A 25,167-nucleotide genomic window follows, 5' to 3' on the forward strand; every position below is an offset into this window, starting at 1 on the left:
CGTCATACCATCGTCATACATACGTCACACATAGGTTGGGTTTTGTCCACATTTTCCACGGATTACCTTAGTTTTCCTTTGTTTCCATAGATTCCACATTCGTTTTGATATTCAGGTTGTTGAGTTCAGTTTAGGGCCATGTTTCACATCTAAACAATCCAAAACTATGGCAAAACAATCTGGATATATCAAACTCGAGGGCACCATGGGTGACCTCACATTTTATAAAAACCGCGATGGAAAATTCATCGCCAGGAGAAAGGGAGGGGTGACCAAAAAGCGCATCCAAAATGATCCCCGCTTCCAACGGACCCGGGAGAATTTAAAGGAATTCGCCGAGGCCGCTGCCTCCGCCAAATTTCTCAAGAATGCGTTCCGTGAGATCGAACTCAAATCCAACGGTGGAAAGCTGCACAACAGACTCTATTCCGCGGCCATGAAAGTGGTCAAATCCGACTCGGTGAGTCCCCGGGGAGACAGGAAATTTGATCTGGGAGACATGACCTCGCTACTGCGGTTCGAATTCTCTGAAAAGGCATCCATGCGCAACGTCTTGAAAGTGAAGACAACGGTCCTGGATGAGCCGACTTCCGTGACGGTGACGATACCGGCTCTGGTTCCCAGCAAGTTTCTGCTGTTTTCTGAAGGATCAAAGTTCTACCGGTTTTCCCTGATACGCGCAGCGATCAACTTTGCGGAACAGGATTATTACACCGAGACCGCCACAATAGCGCCCCTGCCGATCATCAATCTCCCGGCGGCGCAAGTTTCGCTCTCCCTGCCCAAACCGGGCGTTGCCGGTGAAAAGTACTTCTTCGCTTTGGCCCTGGAGTTCTTTCTCGACGTCAACGGCAATCAGTACGACATGAACGATGTATCGCAGAATCCTGCGATCATCCTATCGGTCTCCTGATTATGAAATTCCTGCTCACACGGGAATATTGGCCCGGCGGCACCAATGGATCGCTTAGTTACAACGGCAAGATCCTCTGTGCCACGGCCGAGCTGCCCTCAGCATGCTTCCATCCTTCGATGGCCTGTCTGCCGGAAGGAGTCTACGAACTAGATCTGGTCCAAAGTTCATCCGAACAGCAGATCGCCGTGTTCCAAAACTCCGGCTCACACAAATCGAAGATCCCAAGGAAAGCAGAACTGGGGCTAACGCAACTGCACCGAAACATCGTCCTGGTGTCTGAAATTACAGGGGAGGGGAGAGGTGTTCCCGGCAGGGAAGTCTTCCAGAATCTCACTTCCCTGATAGGTCAAACACTCGGGAAAGGGGAAAAGGCCACACTGGAGATAAGGAGCTGTCCAGAATGTGCCCTGAACCTGACCTACCATCAAATCCAATGGATGGACTGATGTTTCAGGCAATTGTGGGAGGGGTCTTCGGACTCCTCCTTTCTGTCATCGCCTATTTCCTCAAGCTCCTCATCCAGGATATCAGGCAGATGAATAAAGAATTGGGAAAAATGAAGGAAGTCATGGTGCGCCTCCAAAGCGAACAGGCATTGATCAAAACGCTTTTACAAATACCTGGCAAGTTGCCCAAAAGCCGAAAGATCCAGCCCTGCGCCTAATTCTCTCAATTGGTGAGCAACTGATCACTGACTCTGATCACTGCGACTGAACACTGATCACTCCCAATAAACACTTAACCTTTAACATTTAACTAAAAAAAACTATGACAACAATAGAAGAAATAAAACACCGGGCTCTCGCCCCAACTCCTCCTTTCTTCCAGTTGCTGAAGAAGGCAGGTCTCCTGATCGCCGCCGTCGGCACCGCAATGCTGACTGCACCGGGAGAAGTACCCGAAATCCTCTTGGCGTATGCAGGCCATGCAGTGACAGCAGGCACCATCCTGATCAGCATCTGCCAACTCACCGTCGATGAAACCCGGCTGGAGGAGAAGCTCCTGCAGTCGGTGAAGTAAACCAGTAACCTTGAAAATCAAAACCCGGGCAGGAGGTCTTGCCCGGGTTTTTTGTCGCATCCATTGTGACATTGCCTTTAAATAAAAAAAACGTGTCTTGGGACTCCTCCTAACGGAATGTTGACTTTTCTGAAGAGCCTACTAACGTCCTCTATTTTGCAGGTGAGATTTCCGTAACGACGTCGGCAAAGTTGAACTACTAAGGTCTACAAAGACTCTGGTACAGTAAGCTATCATAGAAGTATAAGATATGATTGTATGAGTGCTAGGAAAAAATGCCAACAGGTGTTTGTTTCTTGATGAAAGCAAGCTGACTTTTTTATAAACTATTTGTAGTTATTGGAATATTTGGTATTATTACGTCATAACCTTTTAACACTCATTTTTATGAAAACTATTTTAATATTAACATGTATTTTGCTGTGCTTATCCGGCTGTGTCGACAATTTGGATATAGATGTTGGGAAGTCTATTGAAAAGCAAGTAGATCAACCTTTGGACACGGAAGATGGTAAGGATTTTACGATTGAGAAGTTTGGAGACTCGGAATCACAACCCGAAGCCTTGAAAGTTATGCCCGCGGGATCTCAACTTACCTATAATAGTGCGACTGGAATCTGGTACGGACATTTTGAAGGAAGTGGGGTTTATTTTTATGGACCCACCCCTTCTCAACTACAAAGTGGCATGCAATCTGTGTGGCAAGCGGCTCCAGGGCCAATATGTCCCGGTTGTTCAGTTTCTGGTGATGGCGATTTTTTTACGGTGCAACAGCCTGGGTGCATGGCTGGAACTTCTATTTCGAATATAGCGATGGTTTATCGTCAGGAAACTCAAGCAACGGCGACTTCACCGTCAAAAATTTACTGGTATATTGTTGAAAGAAATAAAGTAAGGATGAACGGTACTGACTGTCAATTTATATTTCATGCAAAAATTGTTATTGACGAGCAGTGCAAACCTGTAATAGTTGTTCCTGAATCCGATAGCAATAGTGCATGTTCTTCATCACCTTACCCCGAAGTTTAATTATCGAGGTAAGTGCTATTAATATTGGGTAATACTTTATAATGTATTTTATTTTCAATAATAATAGGTTGAAATTCATTTTAATAAGACTTCTGTTTTGAAGCCCGGGAATTGAACTAGGGAAGAGTTGCATGCTCCTCCCTAGGTTCTTATAAAAAATCCGATCTTACTTTAACTATAAAGCCCGGCTCGAAGGAGTCGGGCTTTTTTTGTGTAGCAATTTCCCCAGTTGAATCTGCTCGCTCGCGTAGTCAGAGAAAAATCGGCGAGCTTAATTTCTATATTTAGCCTAACATCTTAAAACGACTTTTATGATCAAATCCATCATCGCCCCTGTTGATTTCTCCGAAGCGGCGGGCAATGCGCTCCTGTTTGCGGCTGAAATATCAAAGCGGGTTTCGGCAACGTTAATTATCATTCATGTGATGCCTGCCGGTGACAGTGAAGCCCAAGCAATACAGAAGCTGGAACTTTTAGTATCTGAGCTACAAGCTTCTTTCGGAGCGAGTCTCAACTGCACTTCACTGGTAGCACACGGTGATTTCGTCGATACCCTGACAGAGCAAATCAGTGCTCAGCGGGTAGACCTGATTGTCATGGGCACCAAGGGTGCAAGCGGGCTGAAGCGGATTTTGATCGGTAGCAATACGGTAAAGGTGGTGGCACATACCAAAGTCGCTGTCATGGTCATCCCCGAAGTCGCGCGCTTCGAAGACTTTAACCGGAAGGGAAAAAACCGGGTGGTCTTTGCCACTGATCTTGAGGATGTAGAAAATGAAGCGTCTCTTGATATCTTGGCTGAGGTGGTGGGCTTGATGATCGCGCCTACCCTGCGGGTGCTGAATGTCCGGCCGAAAAATACCAGGCTTGGTTTCAGCCAAGAGATGGAGCGGGCAGCGCTGGTTTCACGTTTCAGAGAAGACATTGAGACAGAACGCATCACGGTATTCGATGACAGCGTGATGGATGGGATCAATTTCTATCTCGACAAGCACACCGACACTGGGATGGTCGCCATGATCGCCCGAGATTCAGGCGGGCTTTTCCAGCGTCACTTCACACACGAGATGGCTGCGGTCACTCACTATCCGCTGTTGGTACTAAATAGCTCTAAGCACTAAGCGATTGATCTTTGGATGAGTCAAGTGCCAGACCTTCCAGATTCTGAGATCAGGAAGGCATGAATGGCGCAAAAAGATTCAGCTCCTCAAACCCGCGAGATGTATCAGAAGTAATTCTACGGTTTTGTCAAAGGGTTTGGAATCTCGGTTTGACCTAACTGCTACCCGATGACAATCCCTTGAAGAATGCTTCGAGGTTAAAGCCCTCGAAGAGCGGAAAACCAATCTACTTTTTGTTCTCCTGACTGCGCTTGATTGCGGCATCCACCTTTGCTTTTGGCGCGCCGTAGACTTTGCCTTGCGAGGCATCCTCGATCAAGCGATCGATATAGCCTTGGCTGATCGCGGTGTTGTCTTTGTATTTCTTACGGATATTGTCCAGTTCGGAATGCAGTTCCTTGCGGATGGCAGCATAGGCTGGGTCGTCGTAGAAATTTTTCATCTCCATCGGATCATTGACCCGGTCGATCAGTTCCCATCTGTCCTCCGCAAAGTAATAGTGGATCAGCTTGTACTCGTGCGTCACGATGGCATAGTGCCGGTTGACCATGTGCTCGGCGGGGTATTCGTAGTAGTGGTAGTACACCGCGTCGCGATCCCACTCGTTCTCATCGCCTGTCAGCAAAGGCACCATGCTCTCTCCCTGCATGTCTTTGGGAGCTTTCACACCAGCGGCGTCGAGGAAGGTTTGGGCGAAATCGAGGTTTTGGACTAAGGCATCGGATTTAGTGCCGCCTTTGGTCTTGCCCTGCCAAGCCATCAGCAACGGAGTCTTGAAGGACTCATCGTAGATGAAGCGCTTGTCGTACCAGCCATGCTCTCCGAGGTAGAAGCCTTGATCCGAGGTATAGACGATGATTGTATTTTCCATTAGGTCGTTTGCCTCGAGGTAGTCGAGCAATCTGCCGACGTTTTCGTCCACGGCTTTAATCGTCCCGAGATAATCCTGCATGTATCGCTGATACTTCCACCGCATCTTGTCGGCGTCGGTCATGGACGGGTATTTTGATTTGAACTCTTCATTGACCTTGGTGTAAGCATTCAGGAAGTTTTCTTTTTGCGGAGGAGTAAAGCGCGCGAGCTCACCCTTGAATCTGACTTTGTCAGGGCCGATTTCCGGAATCCCCAGCTCCTCCATCACTTCGGGAAATACCTTGTTGTCCCCGGCCCAGCTCATGTGTTTGAGGATATTCATCTCTGCCTCCGCGGCGACAGGTCTTCCTTCGTAGTCGTCAAACAGAGTTGCAGGCTCCGGAAAAGTTTTGTTGGTGAATTCTTCCAAGTGGCGCTCAGCCATCATCCAGGGACGGTGTGGGGACTTGTGCAGGTACATTAGCATAAAGGGCTTTTCAGCATCCCGGTCTTTTTCCAACCAGTCCAGTGTCATGTCTGTCACGATGTCGGTTACGTAGCCTTCCACCTTAATCTCGCCCTCTTTTTTGGTGATAAATTCGGGATTGTAGTAGGAGCCTTGACCCGGGAGAATCTTGAACTCGTCAAAACCTTTGGGATTGTTGCCGAAGTGAAGCTTGCCAAACATGGCCGTCTGGTAGCCTGCGTCCTGTAACAGCTGTGGGAAAGTCACGTTGGTCGTGTCGAAGGCAAAGTGATTGTCCACCTTTCCATTCAGGTGGGAATGCTTGCCGGTCAGGATGGTCGCACGGGAAGGAGCACAGATCGAGTTGGTGACACTTGCCTGGGTGAAAAGAATCCCCATCTCAGCGATCCGATCTATGTTTGGAGTTTCGATCATTCGATTGTCATAGGCCGAAATCGCCTGATAAGCATGGTCATCCGACATGATAAAGATGATGTTGGGTCGCTTAGAGTTCTTGCCGTTTGAGCTTTGACCAAAGCCAATCTGAATACTTCCAAGGAACACTACTATTCCAACAAGAGCATTTCGCATAGGTTATGGGGTTTGATTTTATACTGCCGAATTTAGATCGTTTGATGGATTCTTTGGGGAAATTTTCCAAGAAAGTCAACGAAGAAAGATCTTCGACCGTGACGTTGACGACGCGCTTCAATTGTGTCAGGAAACATCCTATCTCCGAACATCTAAGCATTTGAAGAGAGCAGAAACCATTATTTTCTGGTAGGCCTAAATGAGCGTCCACCGAACCAAACCCCCAAGAAAACTCCGGGTTGATGGAAATTTTTGGCCTGCCTACTTTTGAGCGGTCAAAAAAAGCGAGCCGAAATCCCCTTTTTTATTTTATAGCTCTTAATTTTCTAATTGAAATTTTCCACTAACTCGGGTATAATGAAGAAGCCGGCAAAACTGAAAACCAAAGACAGGATTGTATCCGTCGCTATCCGGATGTTTAATGAATTTGGGATTCAGGGAGTTACCAGTCGCCATATCGCGGGGGAAATGGGAATCAGTCACGGAAATCTGGACTACCACTATCGTACCAAAGAAGAGCTGCTTTTGGCGATTTATGACAAGATGAGAGGTGATGCCTCCGAGGCCTATACCTCCCGAAAGCCAAACACCTCATCCCTTGAGCATTTTCACCGGATGGTATCGGAGCTTGAGGAATTTCAATATCGGTATCGGTTTTTCAATCTGGACGTATTGGAGATCACCCGGTCCTTTCCCCAGGTGAAAGGGAAGATCCAAGAGACACTCCTGCTTCGAAGACAGCAAATGCAGGGACTTTTTGAGGATTTCCTGACGGATGGGTATGTGGGTTTTCCTGACGAAGATGTCCTGGAAAGAATTCAGCAGACGATCCGCATTGTAATTACTTTCTGGCTGTCGCGGCTCGAGATTTTACCAAATCACCAGCCTCAGCAAAAAGGCGAGATGGTGCGCTTGGTCTGGAATACGGTCTTGCCTTACCTCACGGTGTCGGGGCGAGAAGAGTACGAAAGGATCATGCAATCGACCTCTTCCGAACTGATCGACAAACCCTAATCCGCCCAAGCTTCCCCGCTGGATAGATTTTTTAGGCCATTCAGTATGGTTTCTCTGGTTTTTTTTGGCAAATCGGTGAACCACCACATTCCTTTCGGGTGTTCCTATTTTACTTTTCCAAAATACTAAACCATCAAGCCATGAACACATTTGAAGTAAAAGCCTTTGGGGCCGCTTCCAAAGAAGCCGATCTGGAGCAGATGACCATTCCCCGAAGGGAAGCCACTCCAAAAGATGTGGAGATCGAAATTCTCTATTGCGGCGTCTGTCACTCCGACCTTCACACGGCCAGAAACGACTGGGGAGGGACGAAATACCCATCAGTGCCTGGCCATGAGATCGTAGGCCGTGTAACCCAAGTCGGAAGCGAGGTCAGCAAGTTCAAAGTTGGCGATCTCGCCGCTGTCGGTTGCATGGTGGACAGCTGCAAGACCTGCGCCAACTGCCAGCAAGACTTGGAGCAATATTGCCTAAATGGCTTCACCGGCACCTACAACGGACGGGATAGGCATCTCGGACAGCACACGTTTGGGGGGTATTCTGAGAAAGTGGTGGTGGACGAGGACTTCGTGCTGAGCGTTCCTGCAAACCTCGATCTGGCTGCAGTGGCTCCTTTGCTGTGCGCCGGAATTACCACTTGGTCTCCGTTGCGACACTGGAAGGTGAGCAAAGGCAGCAAAGTCGCCGTGGTCGGATTGGGCGGTTTGGGGCACATGGCGCTGAAGCTGGCGCATGCCTTGGGAGCTGAGGTCACCCTCTTCTCCAGATCTGCTGGCAAGATAGAAGAAGCCAAGAGCCTGGGCGCAGATCAGGTAGTCATCTCTACAGATGAAAGCCAGATGGCATCTGTCAGCAATACCTTTGACCTCATCATTGATACCGTACCATACACGCACGACTTGAATCCGTACATGGCTACGCTCCATGCAAGTGGCACGCTGGTGCTGGTGGGCTTTTTGGGCAATCTCGACCCTACGCTCAACACTGCCGGTATGGTCATGGGCAGAAAAGCAATCTCCGGTTCACTGATCGGAGGAATTGCGGAAACCCAGGAACTGCTTGACTTCTGCGGGCAGCACAACATCGTCTCCGAGATAGAGATGATCAAGATGCAGGATATCAACGAGGCCTACGAGCGCATGCTCAAAAGTGACGTCCGCTACCGCTTTGTGATCGATATGGCCTCGATGAAAAATTAGAAGAGAATTACGAAGGAATGCCAGTTTAGACGCCGGATCTTCTTTTCAAATAAAACCCCAGGCTCTTTCGAGTCTGGGGTTTTGGTTTTTAGATCAAAGTGAAGTTTTCGAAAACTTATTCCTCCATGGCCAGGAAGCCCTTTTTCAACTGAAGAGTCCTGAGTCCTTCCACGGGGGCAGATGGCTTGAGCTTGATGTCTTGTATGATTTCAAAAGCAAATTGTAATAACTTACATCAACACAGTTTTGCTGTTAATGCCAGAAAATGCCTTGCTCCTGAGCCCATTTCCAATTTTCCAAATCTTGAAATCATGCCGAAAAGAGTACTCCTTGCACTGCTGTTTTTGATTCCCTTGATGGGGGCTGCTCAGCAGGTAGCAGACACTGGATTTGATCCGGTTATTTCAAGTCCTGTCTATCCGCGAGGTCAGGGGCCGGTGGTGTTGATCGATGAAGCGCACCATAATTTCCATACCAAGGACGGGAGATTCAGTGCTTTTGCCAATGTGATTGAAAAGGACGGTTACGTGGTTGAGGCCTCGGTCGCGCCTTTCACAAAAGAGCAGCTGGAAAAGGGGAAGATTCTGGTTGTCTCCAACGCATTGAATGCCGCTAGCCTTGAAAGCTGGACTTTGCCTACTCCGCCTGCATTCACTGAGAGTGAGGTCGAAGCAGTTAACAGTTGGGTTAAAGATGGCGGTTGCCTCTTTTTGATAGCAGATCACATGCCTTTTCCCGGAGCTGCAGAGAACCTAGCCGCATCCTTTGGCTTCAAGTTTTACAATGGCTTCGCGATGAAAAAGGGAGGCGGCAAAGATATCTTTACACCCGGCGAGGGGTTGATGGAGAATGTCTTGACAAAAGGACGAAATGAAGGTGAATCAGTAACCTCACTGCAAAGCTTCACGGGTCAGGCGTTTGAAATCCCAGAAAACGCAGAGCCTGTCATTGTTCTTGATGCCAAATATGAGCTTAAGATGCCGCAGACAGCCTGGGAATTTACGAAGGACACACCGGTGATTTCAGCCGAAAATTTCGTCCAGGGAGCCTATATGACTTATGGTAAGGGCCGTGTCGTCATCTTTGGAGAGGCGGCAATGTTTACAGCGCAACTTCAAGGCAAGGACAAAGTGGGGATGAATCAAAAAAGCGCTTCCCAAAATGCTCAGTTTCTGCTTAACATTTTTCATTGGTTTGACGGCCTGCTTGATTAAGTTGTCTCATCTTACAGTCGCTACTTTCCAGACCCAGCACTCCTTTTTCCAACAGGAACCCTGAATTTTTCAAGCTCGGAAGCTTGATTAGCTTCGGCTAAAAGACGTCTGCCTAAACCAGGATTTCAGATTCTCAACGCATGAGACGTTGATTCCGTCAGCTTTGGTTCGTTCCCAATCAATGGTCTTTTAAACAAAGTAAAGTTGGTCTTTTAAACAAAGTCCACGGCCATGCCCGGCTATAACTTTGCCATCACAAACACAAAAAGACCATGAAATCGAGCACGAGGCAAAACCTCACACATTGGTATGATTTTATGCGGTGCGAGATTCCATCTGACCTCTAAAAAAACTATAAACAGATGAAAGCAACAACAAAAATTACCAATTACAACGGGCAGCTGCAGAAGCCGATCCGCTCGGGCTTCAACAGTACGGCAACAGCCAGTGAGGTCATCAAGGGGATCGACCTGAGCGGAAAGGTTGCCATCGTAACAGGCGGGAATACCGGCATCGGACTGGAAACCACGCGGGTTCTCGCGGCAGCGGGGGCGACTGTGATCGTCCCTGCAAGAGATATCAAGAAGGCAAAGAGAAACCTCGATGGCTTTGCCCATGTGGAGGTAGAACCGATGGACTTGATGAGTCCAGAATCTATCGATGCGTTTGCCAATAAGTTCCTGTCTTCAGGCCGGTCGATTGATCTGCTGATCAACAACGCGGGAATCATGTGGGTGCCACTTCGAAGAGACAGCAGGGGCATCGAATCTCAGCTCGCCACCAACTACCTGGCGCAATTTCAACTGACTGCCAGATTGTGGCCTGCGCTGAAACGGGCAAATGGAGCGAGGGTGATCAACGTTTCGTCCCACGGACATCAATTTGCGCCGTTTGATTTTGAAGATCCCAATTTTGATCATAGGGAGTATGAGACCTTGCAAGCCTATGGTCAGTCCAAGACCGCAAGCAATCTATTTGCCCTGGAGCTGGACACTAGAGGCAAGGAATTCGGCGTAAGAGCCTATTCACTGCATCCCGGATCCATCGGTGGAACCGAATTGGGCAGAGAGGCGCCGCTGGAATTGTTTCAAGAGATGGGCTTCTGCGATGCGAATGGCAATCTTTTCCCGGAAGTTTTGGCCTCGCTCAAGACAGTGCCGCAAGGAGCCGCGACCACCGTTTGGTGTGCGACGAGCCCGCTGCTCACCGACATTGGAGGCGTGTATTGTGAAGACGCGGATGTAGCTGAACTGGCTTCTGATGCTGTCGCCTCTCCCGGTGTGAAGCATTATTCATTGGACGAGTCCAACGCAAAACGACTGTGGAAGTTGAGCGAGGAGATGATTGGCATCACCTTCCAGATTGACTGACCCTTGCACGAATTATTCAAATCTACGGGAGGCTTTGGCTATCTTGGCCATCAGGATGGAGTGGAAAAGCCTCCCGGGATTAAGTAGGGGCGGTTGTAAGCGGTTTTTTTAAAAACGTATGCAAAACATGAAGTTTACGAATTGACGCATGGACCATATTTCAAAATACCTCACGCCTGAGATCAAGCTTTCTTGCTACGAGGATAAGTTTTTCAAATCGGAGGTGGTGTTTGAGGACCACATGCTGATCTGGTTTATCTCCGGGGAGACCAAAATCGTACAGACCAACGAAACGCATACCTTCAAGAAAGGCGAGTATTTTTCTGATTCCCAGAAATAAGCCTGCCACGATCATCAACTATCCGAAAGACGGTCTGCCACACAAGACTGTCGTGATGCATTTGACAGCCAAGATTCTGCGGAATTTTTACAGTGGAATGGATGTGCAGACGAAGACTGTGCCTTTTTCGGAAATTCGTGCCTATGGCAATCATCCCTTTTTGGAAAGTTGCCTTGCATCCGTCATTCCTTACTTTGAGATGACGCAGCCCTTTCCGGAGAATCTGGCTTTGCTTAAGATCACCGAAGCGATCACTATCCTCAGGGCAATTGATCCTGAGATTGACGCGGTGCTGGCGCACTTTGACGATCCTTATAAGGTCGAGCTGGTCAGTTTTATGGAGAAAAACTACATGTTCAACATGCCAATGGAGAAGTTTGGCTACCTGACGGGCAGGAGCCTGACCACGTTTAAGCGTGACTTTCAAAAGGCATTTAATAGCACTCCACAGCGCTGGCTGACCCAAAAAAGGCTGGAACTGGCCCATTATCAAATCACCGAACTGAAAAGCAAGCCGGTAGATGTATGCTATGAGACGGGATTTGAGAATCTTTCGCACTTTTCATACGCCTTCAAGAAGCGCTTTGGCTATGCCCCGACAGATCTTATCAGTGGAAAAGCTCCCATCAGCAGGACGAGTTAAACAAACCACGACACATGCCCGAGAAGTTTGAATACACGACCATCGCAAACCGCCTCACTGCCCGATTTCCCGTGGCAAGTTATGTCGGAATCCAGGTGAACTTTTGGATGGTCGCCAACATCCTGCTGGTAACCCTGATGGAGCTACAGGGGCAGATAATCGGTCAGATTTTCGGGCTTCCTATGGTCGGGCGATTTGGCGCGATGTTGTTGTTTGCTGTGATGCTTGGAGTGCTGTATGGAGTAACTCTTGGCCTGACTGGGTATTACCTCGACAGAAAGCTCTTGAGGAAATTGTCGCTTGGGAAGATAATCCTGTTTAAAACGCTGATCTCACTGACGCTTCTCATTGTGATTTCATGGCTTTTGCGGTTCGTCTTTTTTGACCTGCTAATTTCACCCTCGCTGGGCATGAAGGCCAGTGCGCTGGATCCTAGATCGTGGCATTTACTTTTCTACCTGCTATTGCTTTACTATTTTTTTATGACCCTTGGGATCAGTTTTATCAATCAAGTCAACAAGAAATACGGACCCGGAGTATTGCTGCCGCTGCTTTTGGGCAAGTACCAAAATCCGAGAGAGGAAGAGCGCATCTTCATGTTTATGGATTTAAAGTCGTCCACTGCTGCTGCCGAGCAGTTAGGGCATTTGAGGTATAGTGCCTTTATCAGGGATTGTTTTTCGGATATCAACGACGTCCTGTTTCCTTTTCGTGCCCAAGTCTACCAATATGTCGGCGACGAAATCGTAGTGATGTGGCCTGCGGGCGAAGGATTGAGCGATCATCGGTGCGTTCGCTTTTATTTTGCCTGCAAGCGTCAGTTTCAAAATAGGGCTGAACATTATCTGAAAAACTATGGCTTCCTTCCAGTCTTCAAGGCCGGTGTACATCTTGGGAAAGTCACGGCTGTGGAGATCGGCGAAGTCAAAAAAGACATTGCCTACCACGGAGATACCCTGAATACTGCCGCCAGGATACAAAGTGTGTGCAACGAATACGGTAAGGACTTTCTCGTGTCAGAATACCTGCTTGACAGAGCGGGGGCAAGCCCTTACTTAATTACCGAAAATCTAGGAATGATCCTGCTCAGAGGAAAGACAGAGCGGGTGGGAGTGGTCAGTGTGGATTGGACTGACCACGCGGAATCTGTCTGAAAGGTGATTTTCGGACACGGACCTAAGCTCGGTCAAAGATTCAAGCTTGCTGTCAGAATCAATAGGCAAGTGATGAACCGGAAGTTAGCTCCGTTGTGTCGACTTGGAGGCCACTCTCTTCGAACTCCCCTATTTTTCACTTCAACTCAGTCTCTCCCGCCTCGGGCATTTTCTTGCCGACAACTCCCTCGTGAAACTGGATCATTTCCTTCAGTTTTTCAGGTTCTGAAGCAGCCAGGTTTTTGGTCTGAGAGATATCGGTTTTCAGGTTATAGAGCTGATATTCTGGCAAATTTCCGGTTTCGATGTTGACAGGCTGAAGAACCGGATTTCCTTTGTGGGGAGGGATCATCACGTAGCTACCCATACGTAGCGCCGTTCGGCCGGTAGCTTCAATGATCAGATTTTCACGGCCTTTTTGACTTTTGCCGAGGAATGCATCCAGGATGTTTTCGCTGTCCTGCCCTTTTTCACCGCTGCCTGTCAGTGCTGCAAAAGAAGTCAGGAAATCCACCTGACAGACCAGTGCATCAGACACCTGAGGCTGGATTTTCTTTTTCCAGTAGATTAAGAAAGGTACCCGTGTTCCGGCTTCCAGCAAACTGTACTTCCCGCCTCGGAGCGGTCCGGCTGCGGTATGCGTGCCGTTTTTCTCCACCGCATCATCGTAATAGCCGTCGTTGAGCACGGGGCCATTGTCGCTGCTGAAGACGATGAGTGTGTTTTCCAACAGGCCTTCTTGCTCCAGCGTTTTGACAAATTCGCCAACCACCCAATCGGCCTCCAAGATCACATCGCCTCTTGGGCCGAGGCCTGATTTACCCACAAATCTTGGATTAGGCGTGCGGGGCACGTGTGGTTCCTGCAGGGCATAATAGAGGAAAAAGGGCTTTTCTTTATTCGACTTGACAAAAGCTTGGGCTTTTTGCAGGAAATGGTCTGCCATCGTGGTGTCGTTCCAAAGGGCAGCCTTTCCGCCTTTCATAAAGCCGATCCTCGGAATGCCGTTGACGATGCTATTGTGGTGCCCATGATGCCACTTCATCGTGGTGAGTTCGGGATTGTCTTTGCCGGTAGGCTCTCCTTCGAAGTTTTTCTCATAATCCACTTCAATCGGATCGTTTGGATCGAGGTTATCCACCCGGTCGTTGTGGATGTACCCGGTCGGCACACGATCCTATGTCGCCGCCAGGATATAACTGTAGTCGAATCCAACTTCATTTGGACCGGGCGTGATGCTGCCATTCCAATCAGCTTGGCCTGAACCTAGCCCCAAATGCCATTTGCCGACGATTCCCGTCTCGTACCATTGCGCTTTCAGCATCTTCGGCAGCGTCATCTGAGCTGTGTCGATCAACAGGGGAGCAGTGCCGGGAAGGATCTTGGCGTCTTTGTTTCTCCAGGGATAGACTCCGGTAAGCAAGGCGTATCGACTCGGTGTGCAGGTCGCCGAAGTCGCATACCCGTTGGTAAAACGGACGCCGCCGGTGGCGAGTCGGTCGATATTTGGTGTGGATAACTGTGTCGCTCCGTAGGCACTCAGGTCTCCGTAACCCAGATCATCCAGATAAATAATGACGATATTGGGTTTGGTTTCCGGGCTGTTTTTTCCGGCAGTTTTGGGAGTGCTGCAGCTGATGCCAAACAAAATCAGCAAACCAAAACTTAAAATTCTAGTGTACATGTGAACAAAAATTTACTGAATTTCTTTTTGAATAGGCAGTTGACAATAGCCGGTTAATATAGACAACTAGTATTTAGCCTCTCTCTTTTTACTGGATTGGGAGTTTCGAGAAGCGTTTACATTTCAGCAATTTCTAGACAAACTTCAAAATAACCAGGGCGGTTTCGGCGCGAAAACGAAGGGAATTTGATAGGATATGGGAGGTTATTTGTTAATAACAGGCAAAAAAAATCCCCCGAGGGAAGCTCGGGGGATTAGAATTATTAAAGGGTTAACTCAGTTGGCAGGACATTCAATTATAGCTTGTACCGCCGTTTTAATACCGTAGTAGTCAGCTTTAGGAAGTCCTGAAATGGTATATGAACTTCCTGTTACGTTGTTGAATTTGTATAGAAATTGACCGGGAGCGGGGTTGTTATTATTCTGAAGTCCCGGAATAGTTCCATTATCTACATCACTTTGGCCAAATGGTTGTACAAATAGAGAGCCCGGCAGTAAATTACCTTCTTCGTCAAAAGATTCGTCACCGAACACGTAACCGCTAAGAAGGGTTACTGTTATTTTTACAAGTTCTTCTCCTTGTTCACCTAGTTCCTCTGCAGCAATAGCATTTCCTACATGAGTGTATTGGGCACCGGCCTGAAGTTTTACACCGAGAAGAAGGTCAGATAAAGAGGAGTATTCAGAGAAATTTTTACCAGGATTGTATTCAAACCCCTCAGTCCAAGACCCTTCTTCCGGACCAAAGCAATTAGGCTCTGGACAATCTGTTTGGATGGTATACACAAAGTGCCTTCCTTGTTGTCCTGGTATGTTGTTGATAAAAGCTGTTCCTTCACCCCAGTATCTTGTAGTACCGTCAGCAAGCTGGAGGACAACCCCCAAATCGAAATTAACACCGTCAATTGCTGGGTAAACGTCAGCAATTCCTGCAATCGGGATAACGAAGGATGGACTAGCGGACGTATTTACAGTCAATACACCATTTAGTGCGCCTAGGTTGGCAAGTGAAGTATGATTACCAAGGAAGTAGGCATACGAAACAGGGCTAATTCCTGAAGGCGTAATATCTATGTAGATATTAGTCTGATCATTCGAGACAACAATGTCCCCATAATCCGCTGCTTGGATTGCGGCACTACCTTGAAGCCTCCTAATGTTTTTAGTTGTTGCTTGCCCACAAATAGTTCTAAGATTTACCCCACTTGTAGCTCCAAAAGGACTCAACTTGTATCCCGCTTTTTCTGCTACTGCCTGCTCATTTGCCAAGTCAGCATCCTCAAATGTGGCCATCTGGCTACATGAGCTTAGAATCAACCCCGTCAGAGCCAATCCTAGAAGTTTTGTTGTAAAAATTCTCATAGGTTTTGTTTTTTGTTTAAATGTAAATGAATGTTATATACGAAAAAATGTTCTTGAAACTATTTTATGAAAATAATGATAAATTACTAAAGAAAAATTCAATCTGTGGAATCGATAATGTAATTGATCGTCGAATATTCTAATTTTGAGGCCATTGTCCTTGTATTATTCAATCTAGGCCGCTAAACTTTTGGACGGCTTTTACTAAATCAGCCAGCTTTTTTCAGGTTCTCTTTAACATTTCATTCCAATAGCTAGTTTAGGCTGGATAATTATTCCTATGACCAAAAAAGCTCTCATCGTCGGTTCCGGAATCGCAGGCCTAGCTGCTTCCGTTCGTTTGGCGGCAAAGGGATACCAGGTGGAGGTCTTCGATGCCAACACTTATCCCGGTGGGAAGCTTTCGCAGATTCAAAACGGCGGCTACCGGTTTGACGCCGGGCCATCACTTTTTACGATGCCGGAGTTGGTGGACGAGCTTTTTGTCCTGGCTGGGAAAAAGCCAGAGGAGTTCTTTGAGTACGAAAGACTGGAACTGATCTGTCGCTACTTCTGGGAAGACGGCACGAAACTTAGCGCTTGGGCGGATTCCAGTAGCTTTGCGGAAGAAGTAGAGACAGAGCTAGGAGAACCGGCATGGAAAGTTAAAAATGCGCTGAAACAGTCTGCCTTTATCTACGGGCACTTGGCGCCGCTGTTTTTGGAAAAATCCCTGCACCGACTCTCGACCTGGACTGGACCAAAAGCCATGAAATCCTACCTGAAGATGGGGAAGCTGGGTATCTTCACGACCATGAACACTGCCAACGAGAAGCAGTTTTCACATCCCAAACTCGTACAGCTTTTCAACCGGTATGCGACTTACAACGGTTCTGACCCCTATCAGACACCAGCTACCCTGAATATCATCCCGCATCTGGAATTCAATCGGGGCGCTTTTTTTCCAAAGAATGGAATGCACGACATCACCACCAGCCTGTTTAGTCTGGCCCAGTCGCTGGGCGTGACCTTCCATTTCAACACCAAGGTGGAGGAAATCCTTGTGGAAGATGGAAAAGCCGTTGGACTCAGTTCCCGGGAAAAAAAATTCCCGGCAGATGTGGTGGTCAACAACATGGACATGGTCAATGCCTACAAGACCATCCTCCGGAAGCAGAAACAACCCAAGATGCTGCTCAGTCAGCCCAAATCGAGTTCTGCGTTGATCTTTTACTGGGGAGTACAAAGCGTTTTCCCGGAACTGGAGCTGCACAATATCCTCTTTTCGGAAGACTATCAGACGGAGTTTGCACATATTTTCAAACACGGAACGATCTATCATGATCCCACGGTGTACATCAACATCACCTCAGTCCACAAACCGGACGATGCGCCGCCGGGTTGCATGAATTGGTTTACCATGATCAATGTGCCCAACAATCAGGGACAAGACTGGGATCTGCTGATAGCCGAAGCGCGGAAAAATATCATCGCTAAGATCAACCGGGTTCTGAAAACCGAGCTCGAGCCCCTGATCGAAGTCGAAGAAATCCTCGATCCCAGATCGATCGAACTGAAGACGTCCTCCGCGCAGGGCGCGCTCTACGGCAATAGTTCCAACAACCGTTTTGCGGCTTTCCTCCGCCACGCAAATTATTCTTCATCGATCAAAAACCTCTATTTCTGCGGTGGCTCAGTGCATCCGGGCGGCGGGATTCCGCTTTCGTTGCTTTCGGCTAAGATCATGAGTGAGATGATCGGGCAGTGATCGTTTTGATTCTTGAGTAGGGAGAGGAATTCGATTTTTTGATAAATTCTGTTAATTAAATCTCTCGGCTCCAGTGAGTTTTTATTTTTGGATAATCACTTTAAGAATTCATGAAATATCTACTCGTTGGAGTTTGTCTCGCCGTTTTAAGTTTCTCGTGTCAGCCCGCTGTGGTAAAGGAGGAGACGGGGGAGACAAATAAGGAATTTGATCAGGAATTGGCGGCCGAACTGTCGGCGATGAAGAAAGTCGATCAGATCGCCGCTTTTGTCCAACAGGGAGAATACAAAACTTGGAGTCGCGAGAGATGGGAATCCTTCAAAGACAGTGTGTTTACAACGCATCAAAAGCGCCTTGAAGAGATATTTGAGGAAAGCGGATTTCCCGGTTATGACCTGGTCGGAAAGGACGGATCGACGGATTTTTGGTTGATGGTTCAGCATTCAGATCACGTTCCGGATTTTCAAGCGAAGGTGCTTAGCCAAATGAAAGCGCAGGTGGACAAGGGTAACGCTGATCCGGCTAACTACGGGTTGCTGGTGGATCGAGTCAATCTCAACACAGGCAAACCTCAGATTTACGGCACTCAGGTGGCCTATCGCGACGGAATTTGCCAAGCCTATTCCCGGGATCTTGCTGACAGCGCAAATGTAAATCAGCGCAGAGAGTCTATCGGGCTACCGCCGCTTGAGGAATATCTAAACCAGATGTCCGAGATGCACTTCGAAATCAATAAAGCAGTATTTCTTGGAGAAGGTATCACGGGGCCAACGCTCTACGAGTTGAAATGATTTGTTTTAGATACGATCTCGATATTTTAACCACTCATATTTTCAAGAAGAAGGTATTCCAGTATGGTCGCCTCGACGATAGGAGAGGTCTGATCGTCACAACTACTCCACATTATAAGATTTTTCCCTACGGTCGAAATGATTCTTCGACCACCGATCACTGCGACTGCCCACTGGAAACTGTCAAAACCGCTTCCTGTACCAGATCCTGCTCAAAGCCCTTTGCCATCAGGTAGCTGATCACTTTGTAGCGTTTCTTGAACGGTTCTTTCTCCACGGTCTTCTCCCATTTTTTCTCGGCTTGATTTAACAGCTCATCGTAGTATTCTTCCGGATCGATCTCCGAAAGCCCCAATCGAACACACGCTGGGCTGATCTGCCTGAGCTTGAGCTCTCTGGTGATCCGAGTTCGGCCCCAGTGCCTCAACCGAAACTTGCCCCGGGCAAAAGATCTCGCAAATCGCTCCTCATTCAAAAAATCGGACAAAATCATCTCACTGATCATTTCTTCGGCGGAATCGCCTTTGATGCCTTTTTCGTAAAGTTTCCGCCGGACTTCCCACTGACATCGCTCTTGATAAGCACAATAGGTTTCTAGTTTCCCCCTTGCTTCCTCGACTGACCAGTACTTTTTTGGAGCATGATCCGGGTTATTTGTTCCCCAACTGGACATTTTTGGTAATTTTAAGGCAAAATACCCTTGCTTACTCTTTTTTTCAAACTCCACAAATTTTAATCCCCTCATGAGAAAGAAAATCGTTGCTGGTAACTGGAAGATGAATATGACCTTTGACGAAGGTCAAAAACTCACTTCTGAGATCGTAAACATGTACAAGGACGAAGCTGTAAAGGACGTCATCGCTGTGCTTAACCCTCCTTTTCCACATATTTTTCCTGTAAAAAAACTGATCGGCGATACCAAAGGAATCGCCTTGGGTGCTCAAAACTGCTCAGACAAAAACGGAGGTGCCTATACGGGCGAAGTCTCAGCCAAAATCTTGGCTTCATTTGGTGTGCAGTATGTGATCTTGGGTCATTCGGAACGCAGAGAATATTTCAAAGAAAACAATGAACTGCTTGCCGAAAAAGTGAAGACTGCGCTCGCTCATGGCCTGACACCGATCTTCTGCTGCGGAGAATCTCTGGAAATCCGAACTGCCGGCACGCACGAATCCAATGTGAAATTCCAGCTGACACAAAGTCTTTTTGACCTCTCTCCTGAGGATTTTTCCAAAGTGGTGATCGCCTACGAACCCATCTGGGCAATCGGCACCGGTAAAACCGCCACAGCTGACGAAGCTCAGGAAATGCATGCCGCGCTGAGAAGACACATCTCCACCAAATTCGGAAAAGAAATCGCAGCGGAGACGTCGATTCTCTACGGAGGAAGTGCCAATCCAGGCAACGCCAAGGAGCTTTTCTCCAAGCCGGATGTCGACGGGGGCCTGATCGGCGGAGCATCGCTGAAGTCCAGAGACTTCCTGGATATTATCAAATCATTCTAAGTTTTCATGGATTACCTGGAGTTTAAGATCGAATGCCTGGAAGAATTCCGGGAAATCCTAATCGCCGAATTGGCCGAAATTGGCTTCGATTCCTTCCTCGAGACCGAGGAGGGAATTGACGCTTATGCGTCTGAAGCCGATTTTGACCGGGAGAGATTCGACGAACTAATAGCGGGCTATCAGGAAGTCGCCCAAATCACCCTGACTGAGGCTGTGATGCCCAAAGTCAACTGGAACGAGGAATGGGAAAAGAATTACGACCCGATTGAAGTGGAGGATCTGGTGTACGTCAGGGCGTCATTTCACGAACCAAAGTCCGGTTTCAAACACGAAATCGTCATCAATCCGAAGATGTCCTTTGGCACCGGTCACCATGCCACGACATTCCAGATGCTCAGACACCAGGGTGAGATTGATCATGCCGGGAAAAGAGTACTGGACGTCGGTTCCGGGACCGGAATTCTTGCAATCATGGCCCATTTGCTTGGAGCCGGTGAAGTAGAAGCCTTTGACATCGACGACTGGTGCGTGGATAACGGCAACGAAAACTTTGACCTGAACGGACTCCAAACCCGTATGGGATTGGGCACGATCAGACAGGTCAATCCGATGGGAACTTTCGAGATCGTCCTGGCCAATATCAATAAAAACGTGCTGCTCGACGAGATGGAAATCTACGCTGGGCTGTTGCCTTCCCGAGGGTTTTTGTTACTGAGCGGATTTTACACCGAAGACATCGTGGACTTGGTGGAAGCCGCTCGACCACTGGGATTGGAGTTGATAAAGCAATCATCCAAAGACAATTGGGCCGCACTTATCTTGCAGAAGGACTAAAATGACAGAGCTCTACATCTACGCAGTTCTCTTTTTAGTTTTGTTGGGGCATTGCCTTTTGGCGGGAAAAATGTACCGGACCATTCACGAGGATGAAGCGCTGACGCTGTCGGAGAAAAACTTTTGGAAACTGAGAGCCTTGATCTTTCCAGGTTTATTTTGGTTTTATTATCAGGGGGAAAAAAAGCGACGAAAATCGTAGCTGTAGAAACTTTTAGGCATTAAAGTTCGCTTAAAGTCTATCACCCAATCATTTCACAAGAGGATCTCGATCCCCTTTATCTTTTGTAAAACAACCCCATGGAGTACGTCTGGAGACAAAAACCCAAAGCCTCGCAATCAGCCATCGAACGGCTCGGTAAGGAGATCAATGTGAATCCTACCTTGGCCAACATGCTGATCAACCGAGAGGTGGAGAGTTTTGAGCAAGCCAAAGACTACTTCCGTCCGGTCCTTAGTCAGCTGCATGATCCATTTCTGATGCAGGACATGGAAGCAGCGGTCAACCGGATCGAGCAAGCCGTGCTGCGTCAGGAGCGAATCATGGTCTATGGAGATTATGACGTGGACGGCACGACGGCTGTAGCGCTCATGTACAGTTTCTTGAAAGGCTTTTATCCAAACGTTGAATTTTATATTCCTGACCGATACAAGGAAGGGTACGGCATATCGGAGCGGGGAGTGAGGTTTGCTGCCGAAAATGGCATCAAGCTGATCATTGCACTGGATTGCGGTATCAAGGCGATTGAGAAAGTCGCGCTTGCGTCCGAGCTTGGCGTGGATTTTATCATCTGCGATCACCACACGCCGGGAGATGAATTACCTGCTGCCATCGCGGTGCTGGACGCCAAAAGAGCGGACTGCAACTATCCCTACAAAGAATTGAGCGGTTGCGGGGTGGGCTTCAAACTAATCCAAGCATACGCCAAAAGGCATGGGATGGAGGAGTCAACATTGTATGGCTATCTCGATCTGGTAGTGGTCAGTATCGCAGCTGATATTGTTCCCATTTCGGGAGAAAACAGGATCTTGGCCTACTATGGCCTGGACCGCATCAACAATATTCCAAGGCCGGGATTGAAAGCACTGATCCTGCAAGCCAAGGTTGAAAAGGATATCCAGATCTCGGACATCGTCTTTAAAATTGGTCCCAGGATTAACGCTTCCGGACGTCTCGAACATGCCAAGGCCTCTGTCGAACTGCTGATCGCGCCCAACCTCGATGAGGCCATCGAGCGCGCCAAACTGGTGGATGAGGTCAACTCGACCCGACGCAATTTTGATGAGAATATCACCAAAGAGGCCTTTGAGATGCTGTTGGAGATGGAGGAGAAGGCGGAATGGAAGTCCACCGTGCTTTTCAAAAACGATTGGCACAAGGGAGTAATAGGCATCGTGGCTAGCCGCTGCATCGAGAAATATTACCGCCCGACAATCATCCTCACCGAGTCTAACGGTAAAGCCACCGGCAGTGCCCGCTCCGTCGTGGACTTTGACATCTACGAGGCAATTGCGGAATGTGCCGACCTGCTGGATCAGTTTGGAGGACATAAATATGCCGCTGGTTTGACGCTTTCGGTCGAGAATGTGCCGGCTTTTCAGAAGAAATTTGAAAAAGTGGTGCACAGCCGGATCGAAGAAGTTCACCGCAAGCCAGTGATCGAGATCGACGATGTGCTGCTTCTAGATCAGATTAATTACAAATTCCACAGCATCCTGAAGCAGATGGCACCCTTCGGTCCGGGCAATACCGAGCCGGTGTTCCGAATCTCCAATGTCTATGCGGACGAAGTTACGGTTCTGAAAGACAAGCATTTGCGGTTCAAGATCGTGCAGGATGGGCAGGTGACCACGCCCGTTTGTCTGGGATTTGGCATGGCCGACCGCGCCAAAGATCCCGATCTGACGACAGTCAATATGCTTCGCGGCAAGATGCGATTTGACATCGTCGCCGAAATGCGGGAGAATTTTTTCCGCGACAAAAGTAGCTTGCAACTCTACGTGAAAGACATCAAATTTGACTGATATGATGCTTCGTGCCGAACACTTAGTCAAGATCTATAAAGGCCGCCGGGTGGTCAATGATATCTCCGTGCAGGTTGAGCAGGGTGAAATCGTCGGACTCCTAGGACCAAACGGTGCCGGAAAGACGACCTCGTTCTACATGATTGTGGGGCTGATCCAGCCCAACGAAGGCAAGATTTTCCTCGAAAACGAACCCATCACCAGCCTTCCAATGTACAAGCGTGCGAAGTTGGGGATCGGATATCTGGCGCAGGAGGCGTCGGTTTTCAGGAAACTCTCCGTGGAAGAAAACATCCTGGCAGTGCTGGAGATGACCAAATTGCCCAAGGCAGCCCAAAAGGAGAAGATGGAAAGTCTGATGGAAGAGTTCAGCTTGACACACGTGCGGAAAAACCTCGGGATGGTGCTGTCTGGAGGCGAGAGACGCCGAACTGAGATTGCCAGAGCCTTGGCTGTGGACCCCAAATTCGTCCTGTTGGACGAGCCCTTCGCCGGAGTGGATCCGATCGCTGTGGAAGAGATCCAGACCATCGTCGCCAAGCTCAAGACCAAAAATATCGGCATCCTGATCACCGATCACAATGTCAACGAGACCCTTTCCATCACCGACCGCGCTTACCTGATGTTTGAAGGCAAGCTGCTCAAGGCTGGCACCGCCGAGGAACTTGCCGCTGATGAGCAAGTGCGAAAAGTATATTTGGGAAGTAATTTTGAGCTGAAACGCAAAGTCTTCAACTAGTGGAAGTGATCAACAGTTTTTTGACCTGGATCTTCAAAAACCGGTTAGGTCAGATCGAGAATTTTAAGCAAAACCCCATTCCAGTCCAGGAAGCGACTTTTCGGGAGCTGATCCAATCCGGAAAAGGGACGGAGTTTGGCGAAGAATTCGGCTTCGAATCGATCAAGTCCTATGCTGATTTCGCAGGCAGAGTTCCGGTGTTCGACTACGAATCCTCCAAGCCCTACTTTGAGAAGACCATGCAGGGCCGGCAAAATGTCATCTGGAATACCGAGATCGAGTGGTTTTCCAAATCCTCCGGCACTACAGGCAGCCGCAGCAAATACATTCCCGTATCAGAGCAAAGCTTGGAAGAATGCCACTACAAAGGGGGCAAAGACATGCTCTCGCTGTACATCTCCAACTACCCCGACACCAAGCTGTTCACCGGCAAAAGTCTCACGATCGGCGGGACGCTGGAGAAAAACCCGCTCAATCCGGAGGGAACCGCCAAAGCTGGTGACGTCTCTGCGGTCATCATGCAAAACCTGCCGCTTTGGGTTCAGTTTGCCAGAACTCCCAGCTTGGAAACTGCCCTGATGGCTGACTGGGAAGCCAAGATTGAGAAGATGGCCCGTGAGACGATGAACGAAAATGTGACGAGCATCGCAGGAGTTCCTACTTGGACGATTGTACTGTTGAGAAGAATTCTCGAGCTGAAAAAGGCAAAAAACATCCTGGAAGTTTGGCCCAACCTGGAAGTCTTTTTCCACGGGGCGGTGGCTTTTGGCCCGTATCGCAGTCTCTTCTGGGAGCTGATTCCTTCAGATAAGATGCACTACATGGAGACCTATAATGCCTCCGAGGGATTTTTTGGCATTCAGGACCAGCCTGATTCTGATGAGCTCTTGCTCCTGTTGGACTACGGGATTTTCTATGAATTCATTCCTATGGAGGAGTGGGAAACGGAATGGCCGAAGGTCGTCCCACTTCAGGATGTGGAGGTGGGTAAAAACTACGCCGTGGTGATCTCCACCAACGGCGGACTCTGGCGCTACAAGATCGGCGACACGATCAAGTTTACCTCGACCTTGCCCTATCGCTTCCGCATCTCTGGGCGTACGAAACATTTTATCAACGCTTTTGGCGAAGAAGTAATCGTGGAGAATGCCGAAGCGGCTGTCCAGTTCGCTGCCGAAGAAACCCATGCGACCATCAACAATTTCACCGCAGCTCCGGTTTATTTCGAGGGAAACGGATCCAATGGCGCGCATGAATGGGTGATTGAATTTCAAAAAGCTCCGGAAAGTCTCGACGAGTTTACCCGGCTTTTAGACCAAAAACTCCGTCAGGTCAATTCCGACTATGACGCGAAGCGGTACAAAGACATCGCGCTGAAGATGCCCATCGTCCATCAAGCCAATCAGGGTCTTTTTGAGGCTTGGCTGGGCAAGAAAGGCAAATTGGGCGGACAGCATAAGGTGCCGCGACTTTCCAATACGCGGGAATATCTGGAAGAAATTTTGGAGATGATGAAGGGATAGTTAAATGAAATCTATCTGCCTTTTGCTT

At 48.4% G+C, this 25,167-nt stretch carries 23 protein-coding genes and 1 pseudogene; 20 read left to right on the forward strand and 4 right to left on the reverse strand.

Features of this window, described 5'->3' with window-relative positions:
- Positions 1 to 166 precede the first annotated feature (166 nt).
- From G459_RS29145 to G459_RS0120485, 6 genes are all read left to right on the forward strand, one after another.
- A complete protein-coding gene (locus tag G459_RS29145; RefSeq protein ID WP_051315337.1) occupies positions 167 to 913 on the forward strand; it encodes a hypothetical protein in 747 nt (248 codons plus the stop codon).
- Between the two features lie 2 nt (positions 914 to 915).
- Positions 916 to 1,362, forward strand: a complete 447-nt coding sequence (locus tag G459_RS0120465; protein ID WP_026969314.1) for a DUF5675 family protein — start codon at positions 916 to 918, stop codon at positions 1,360 to 1,362.
- Positions 1,362 to 1,580, forward strand: coding sequence for a hypothetical protein (locus G459_RS28035; protein ID WP_245588214.1), 219 nt, complete (start codon positions 1,362 to 1,364; stop codon positions 1,578 to 1,580). The genes G459_RS0120465 and G459_RS28035 overlap by 1 nt, the downstream gene beginning before the upstream one ends.
- A 104-nt stretch (positions 1,581 to 1,684) precedes the next feature.
- The gene (locus G459_RS28040) at positions 1,685 to 1,936 is read left to right on the forward strand and encodes a hypothetical protein (protein WP_035456526.1); all 252 of its coding nucleotides are present in this window, start codon (positions 1,685 to 1,687) and stop codon (positions 1,934 to 1,936) included.
- Positions 1,937 to 2,323: 387 nt separating this feature from the next.
- Positions 2,324 to 2,965 (forward strand): hypothetical protein, encoded by a 642-nt coding sequence (locus tag G459_RS0120480; protein ID WP_026969315.1) that lies wholly within the window; start codon positions 2,324 to 2,326, stop codon positions 2,963 to 2,965.
- Between the two features lie 311 nt (positions 2,966 to 3,276).
- Positions 3,277 to 4,086: a universal stress protein gene (locus G459_RS0120485; RefSeq protein WP_026969316.1), complete on the forward strand. Its 810-nt coding sequence runs from the start codon at positions 3,277 to 3,279 to the stop codon at positions 4,084 to 4,086.
- A 226-nt stretch (positions 4,087 to 4,312) separates the two neighbouring features.
- Here the strand turns inward: G459_RS0120485 and G459_RS0120490 are convergent, their stop codons facing one another.
- Positions 4,313 to 5,995, reverse strand: coding sequence for a sulfatase family protein (locus G459_RS0120490; RefSeq protein ID WP_026969317.1), 1,683 nt, complete (start codon positions 5,993 to 5,995; stop codon positions 4,313 to 4,315).
- A gap of 357 nt (positions 5,996 to 6,352) precedes the next feature.
- Between G459_RS0120490 and G459_RS0120500 the strand changes: the two genes are divergently transcribed.
- The 7 genes from G459_RS0120500 to G459_RS28055 all read left to right on the forward strand — a co-directional run bounded on the left by G459_RS0120500 (position 6,353) and on the right by G459_RS28055 (position 12,929).
- Complete coding sequence (locus tag G459_RS0120500; RefSeq protein WP_026969318.1) at positions 6,353 to 7,009, forward strand: TetR/AcrR family transcriptional regulator; 657 nt, start codon at positions 6,353 to 6,355, stop codon at positions 7,007 to 7,009.
- 140 nt (positions 7,010 to 7,149) lie between these two features.
- Complete coding sequence (locus G459_RS0120510; protein ID WP_026969319.1) at positions 7,150 to 8,208, forward strand: NAD(P)-dependent alcohol dehydrogenase; 1,059 nt, start codon at positions 7,150 to 7,152, stop codon at positions 8,206 to 8,208.
- Between the two features lie 311 nt (positions 8,209 to 8,519).
- A complete protein-coding gene (locus G459_RS28045; RefSeq protein ID WP_051315339.1) occupies positions 8,520 to 9,422 on the forward strand; it encodes a DUF4350 domain-containing protein in 903 nt (300 codons plus the stop codon).
- A 362-nt stretch (positions 9,423 to 9,784) separates the two neighbouring features.
- On the forward strand, positions 9,785 to 10,792 hold the full coding sequence (locus tag G459_RS0120520; protein WP_026969320.1) for an SDR family NAD(P)-dependent oxidoreductase: 1,008 nt from the start codon (positions 9,785 to 9,787) through the stop codon (positions 10,790 to 10,792).
- A gap of 148 nt (positions 10,793 to 10,940) precedes the next feature.
- Positions 10,941 to 11,132: a hypothetical protein gene (locus tag G459_RS30455; protein WP_245588215.1), complete on the forward strand. Its 192-nt coding sequence runs from the start codon at positions 10,941 to 10,943 to the stop codon at positions 11,130 to 11,132.
- A 55-nt stretch (positions 11,133 to 11,187) separates the two neighbouring features.
- Positions 11,188 to 11,775 (forward strand): AraC family transcriptional regulator, encoded by a 588-nt coding sequence (locus tag G459_RS28050; protein ID WP_245588216.1) that lies wholly within the window; start codon positions 11,188 to 11,190, stop codon positions 11,773 to 11,775.
- A gap of 14 nt (positions 11,776 to 11,789) precedes the next feature.
- A complete protein-coding gene (locus tag G459_RS28055) occupies positions 11,790 to 12,929 on the forward strand; it encodes an adenylate/guanylate cyclase domain-containing protein (RefSeq protein ID WP_051315340.1) in 1,140 nt (379 codons plus the stop codon).
- A gap of 136 nt (positions 12,930 to 13,065) precedes the next feature.
- Here G459_RS28055 and G459_RS28060 read toward each other — a convergent pair.
- Together G459_RS28060 and G459_RS0120540 are read right to left on the reverse strand one after the other, a co-directional pair.
- A pseudogene (locus G459_RS28060) lies at positions 13,066 to 14,613 on the reverse strand (sulfatase family protein).
- A 276-nt stretch (positions 14,614 to 14,889) separates the two neighbouring features.
- Positions 14,890 to 15,975 carry a hypothetical protein gene (locus tag G459_RS0120540; RefSeq protein ID WP_026969321.1) on the reverse strand — a complete coding sequence of 362 codons (1,086 nt, stop codon included), beginning with the start codon at positions 15,973 to 15,975 and terminating at the stop codon, positions 14,890 to 14,892.
- A gap of 280 nt (positions 15,976 to 16,255) precedes the next feature.
- Between G459_RS0120540 and crtD the strand changes: the two genes are divergently transcribed.
- Positions 16,256 to 17,722, forward strand: a complete 1,467-nt coding sequence (crtD, locus tag G459_RS0120545) for a 1-hydroxycarotenoid 3,4-desaturase CrtD (protein ID WP_026969322.1) — start codon at positions 16,256 to 16,258, stop codon at positions 17,720 to 17,722.
- Between the two features lie 110 nt (positions 17,723 to 17,832).
- Positions 17,833 to 18,513: a DUF6624 domain-containing protein gene (locus G459_RS0120550; protein WP_026969323.1), complete on the forward strand. Its 681-nt coding sequence runs from the start codon at positions 17,833 to 17,835 to the stop codon at positions 18,511 to 18,513.
- Between the two features lie 157 nt (positions 18,514 to 18,670).
- Here G459_RS0120550 and G459_RS0120555 read toward each other — a convergent pair whose 3' ends face one another.
- Positions 18,671 to 19,186, reverse strand: a complete 516-nt coding sequence (locus G459_RS0120555; RefSeq protein ID WP_026969324.1) for a regulatory protein RecX — start codon at positions 19,184 to 19,186, stop codon at positions 18,671 to 18,673.
- A gap of 70 nt (positions 19,187 to 19,256) precedes the next feature.
- Between G459_RS0120555 and tpiA the strand changes: the two genes are divergently transcribed.
- The 5 genes from tpiA (at position 19,257) to G459_RS0120585 (ending at position 25,139) form a co-directional block, all read left to right on the forward strand.
- Entirely contained in the window at positions 19,257 to 20,018 is a 762-nt protein-coding gene (gene tpiA, locus G459_RS0120560) for a triose-phosphate isomerase (RefSeq protein WP_026969325.1), read from the forward strand.
- Positions 20,019 to 20,024: 6 nt separating this feature from the next.
- On the forward strand, positions 20,025 to 20,852 hold the full coding sequence (prmA, locus tag G459_RS0120565) for a 50S ribosomal protein L11 methyltransferase (RefSeq protein ID WP_026969326.1): 828 nt from the start codon (positions 20,025 to 20,027) through the stop codon (positions 20,850 to 20,852).
- A 300-nt stretch (positions 20,853 to 21,152) separates the two neighbouring features.
- Entirely contained in the window at positions 21,153 to 22,877 is a 1,725-nt protein-coding gene (gene recJ, locus G459_RS0120575) for a single-stranded-DNA-specific exonuclease RecJ (protein WP_026969328.1), read from the forward strand.
- A 1-nt stretch (position 22,878) separates the two neighbouring features.
- The gene (gene lptB / locus G459_RS0120580) at positions 22,879 to 23,616 is read left to right on the forward strand and encodes an LPS export ABC transporter ATP-binding protein (RefSeq protein ID WP_026969329.1); all 738 of its coding nucleotides are present in this window, start codon (positions 22,879 to 22,881) and stop codon (positions 23,614 to 23,616) included.
- Complete coding sequence (locus G459_RS0120585; RefSeq protein WP_026969330.1) at positions 23,616 to 25,139, forward strand: GH3 auxin-responsive promoter family protein; 1,524 nt, start codon at positions 23,616 to 23,618, stop codon at positions 25,137 to 25,139. The genes lptB and G459_RS0120585 overlap by 1 nt, the downstream gene beginning before the upstream one ends.
- Positions 25,140 to 25,167: the final 28 nt, after the last annotated feature.

Origin of the sequence: Algoriphagus terrigena DSM 22685, assembly GCF_000429445.1 — a bacterium.
Lineage (GTDB): Bacteria > Bacteroidota > Bacteroidia > Cytophagales > Cyclobacteriaceae > Algoriphagus > Algoriphagus terrigena.

Excerpts from the sequence above, each read along its gene's own strand:
- G459_RS29145 (WP_051315337.1), top strand. The coding sequence starts at position 167 with ATGGCAAAACAATCTGGATATATCAAACTCGAGGGCACCATGGGTGAC.
- G459_RS0120465 (WP_026969314.1), top strand. The coding sequence starts at position 916 with ATGAAATTCCTGCTCACACGGGAATATTGGCCCGGCGGCACCAATGGA.
- G459_RS28035 (WP_245588214.1), top strand. The coding sequence starts at position 1,362 with ATGTTTCAGGCAATTGTGGGAGGGGTCTTCGGACTCCTCCTTTCTGTC.
- G459_RS28040 (WP_035456526.1), top strand. The coding sequence starts at position 1,685 with ATGACAACAATAGAAGAAATAAAACACCGGGCTCTCGCCCCAACTCCT.
- G459_RS0120480 (WP_026969315.1), top strand. The coding sequence starts at position 2,324 with ATGAAAACTATTTTAATATTAACATGTATTTTGCTGTGCTTATCCGGC.
- G459_RS0120485 (WP_026969316.1), top strand. The coding sequence starts at position 3,277 with ATGATCAAATCCATCATCGCCCCTGTTGATTTCTCCGAAGCGGCGGGC.
- G459_RS0120490 (WP_026969317.1), bottom strand. The coding sequence starts at position 5,995 with ATGCGAAATGCTCTTGTTGGAATAGTAGTGTTCCTTGGAAGTATTCAG.
- G459_RS0120500 (WP_026969318.1), top strand. The coding sequence starts at position 6,353 with ATGAAGAAGCCGGCAAAACTGAAAACCAAAGACAGGATTGTATCCGTC.
- G459_RS0120510 (WP_026969319.1), top strand. The coding sequence starts at position 7,150 with ATGAACACATTTGAAGTAAAAGCCTTTGGGGCCGCTTCCAAAGAAGCC.
- G459_RS28045 (WP_051315339.1), top strand. The coding sequence starts at position 8,520 with ATGCCGAAAAGAGTACTCCTTGCACTGCTGTTTTTGATTCCCTTGATG.
- G459_RS0120520 (WP_026969320.1), top strand. The coding sequence starts at position 9,785 with ATGAAAGCAACAACAAAAATTACCAATTACAACGGGCAGCTGCAGAAG.
- G459_RS30455 (WP_245588215.1), top strand. The coding sequence starts at position 10,941 with ATGGACCATATTTCAAAATACCTCACGCCTGAGATCAAGCTTTCTTGC.
- G459_RS28050 (WP_245588216.1), top strand. The coding sequence starts at position 11,188 with ATGCATTTGACAGCCAAGATTCTGCGGAATTTTTACAGTGGAATGGAT.
- G459_RS28055 (WP_051315340.1), top strand. The coding sequence starts at position 11,790 with ATGCCCGAGAAGTTTGAATACACGACCATCGCAAACCGCCTCACTGCC.
- G459_RS0120540 (WP_026969321.1), bottom strand. The coding sequence starts at position 15,975 with ATGAGAATTTTTACAACAAAACTTCTAGGATTGGCTCTGACGGGGTTG.
- crtD (WP_026969322.1), top strand. The coding sequence starts at position 16,256 with ATGACCAAAAAAGCTCTCATCGTCGGTTCCGGAATCGCAGGCCTAGCT.
- G459_RS0120550 (WP_026969323.1), top strand. The coding sequence starts at position 17,833 with ATGAAATATCTACTCGTTGGAGTTTGTCTCGCCGTTTTAAGTTTCTCG.
- G459_RS0120555 (WP_026969324.1), bottom strand. The coding sequence starts at position 19,186 with ATGTCCAGTTGGGGAACAAATAACCCGGATCATGCTCCAAAAAAGTAC.
- tpiA (WP_026969325.1), top strand. The coding sequence starts at position 19,257 with ATGAGAAAGAAAATCGTTGCTGGTAACTGGAAGATGAATATGACCTTT.
- prmA (WP_026969326.1), top strand. The coding sequence starts at position 20,025 with ATGGATTACCTGGAGTTTAAGATCGAATGCCTGGAAGAATTCCGGGAA.
- recJ (WP_026969328.1), top strand. The coding sequence starts at position 21,153 with ATGGAGTACGTCTGGAGACAAAAACCCAAAGCCTCGCAATCAGCCATC.
- lptB (WP_026969329.1), top strand. The coding sequence starts at position 22,879 with ATGATGCTTCGTGCCGAACACTTAGTCAAGATCTATAAAGGCCGCCGG.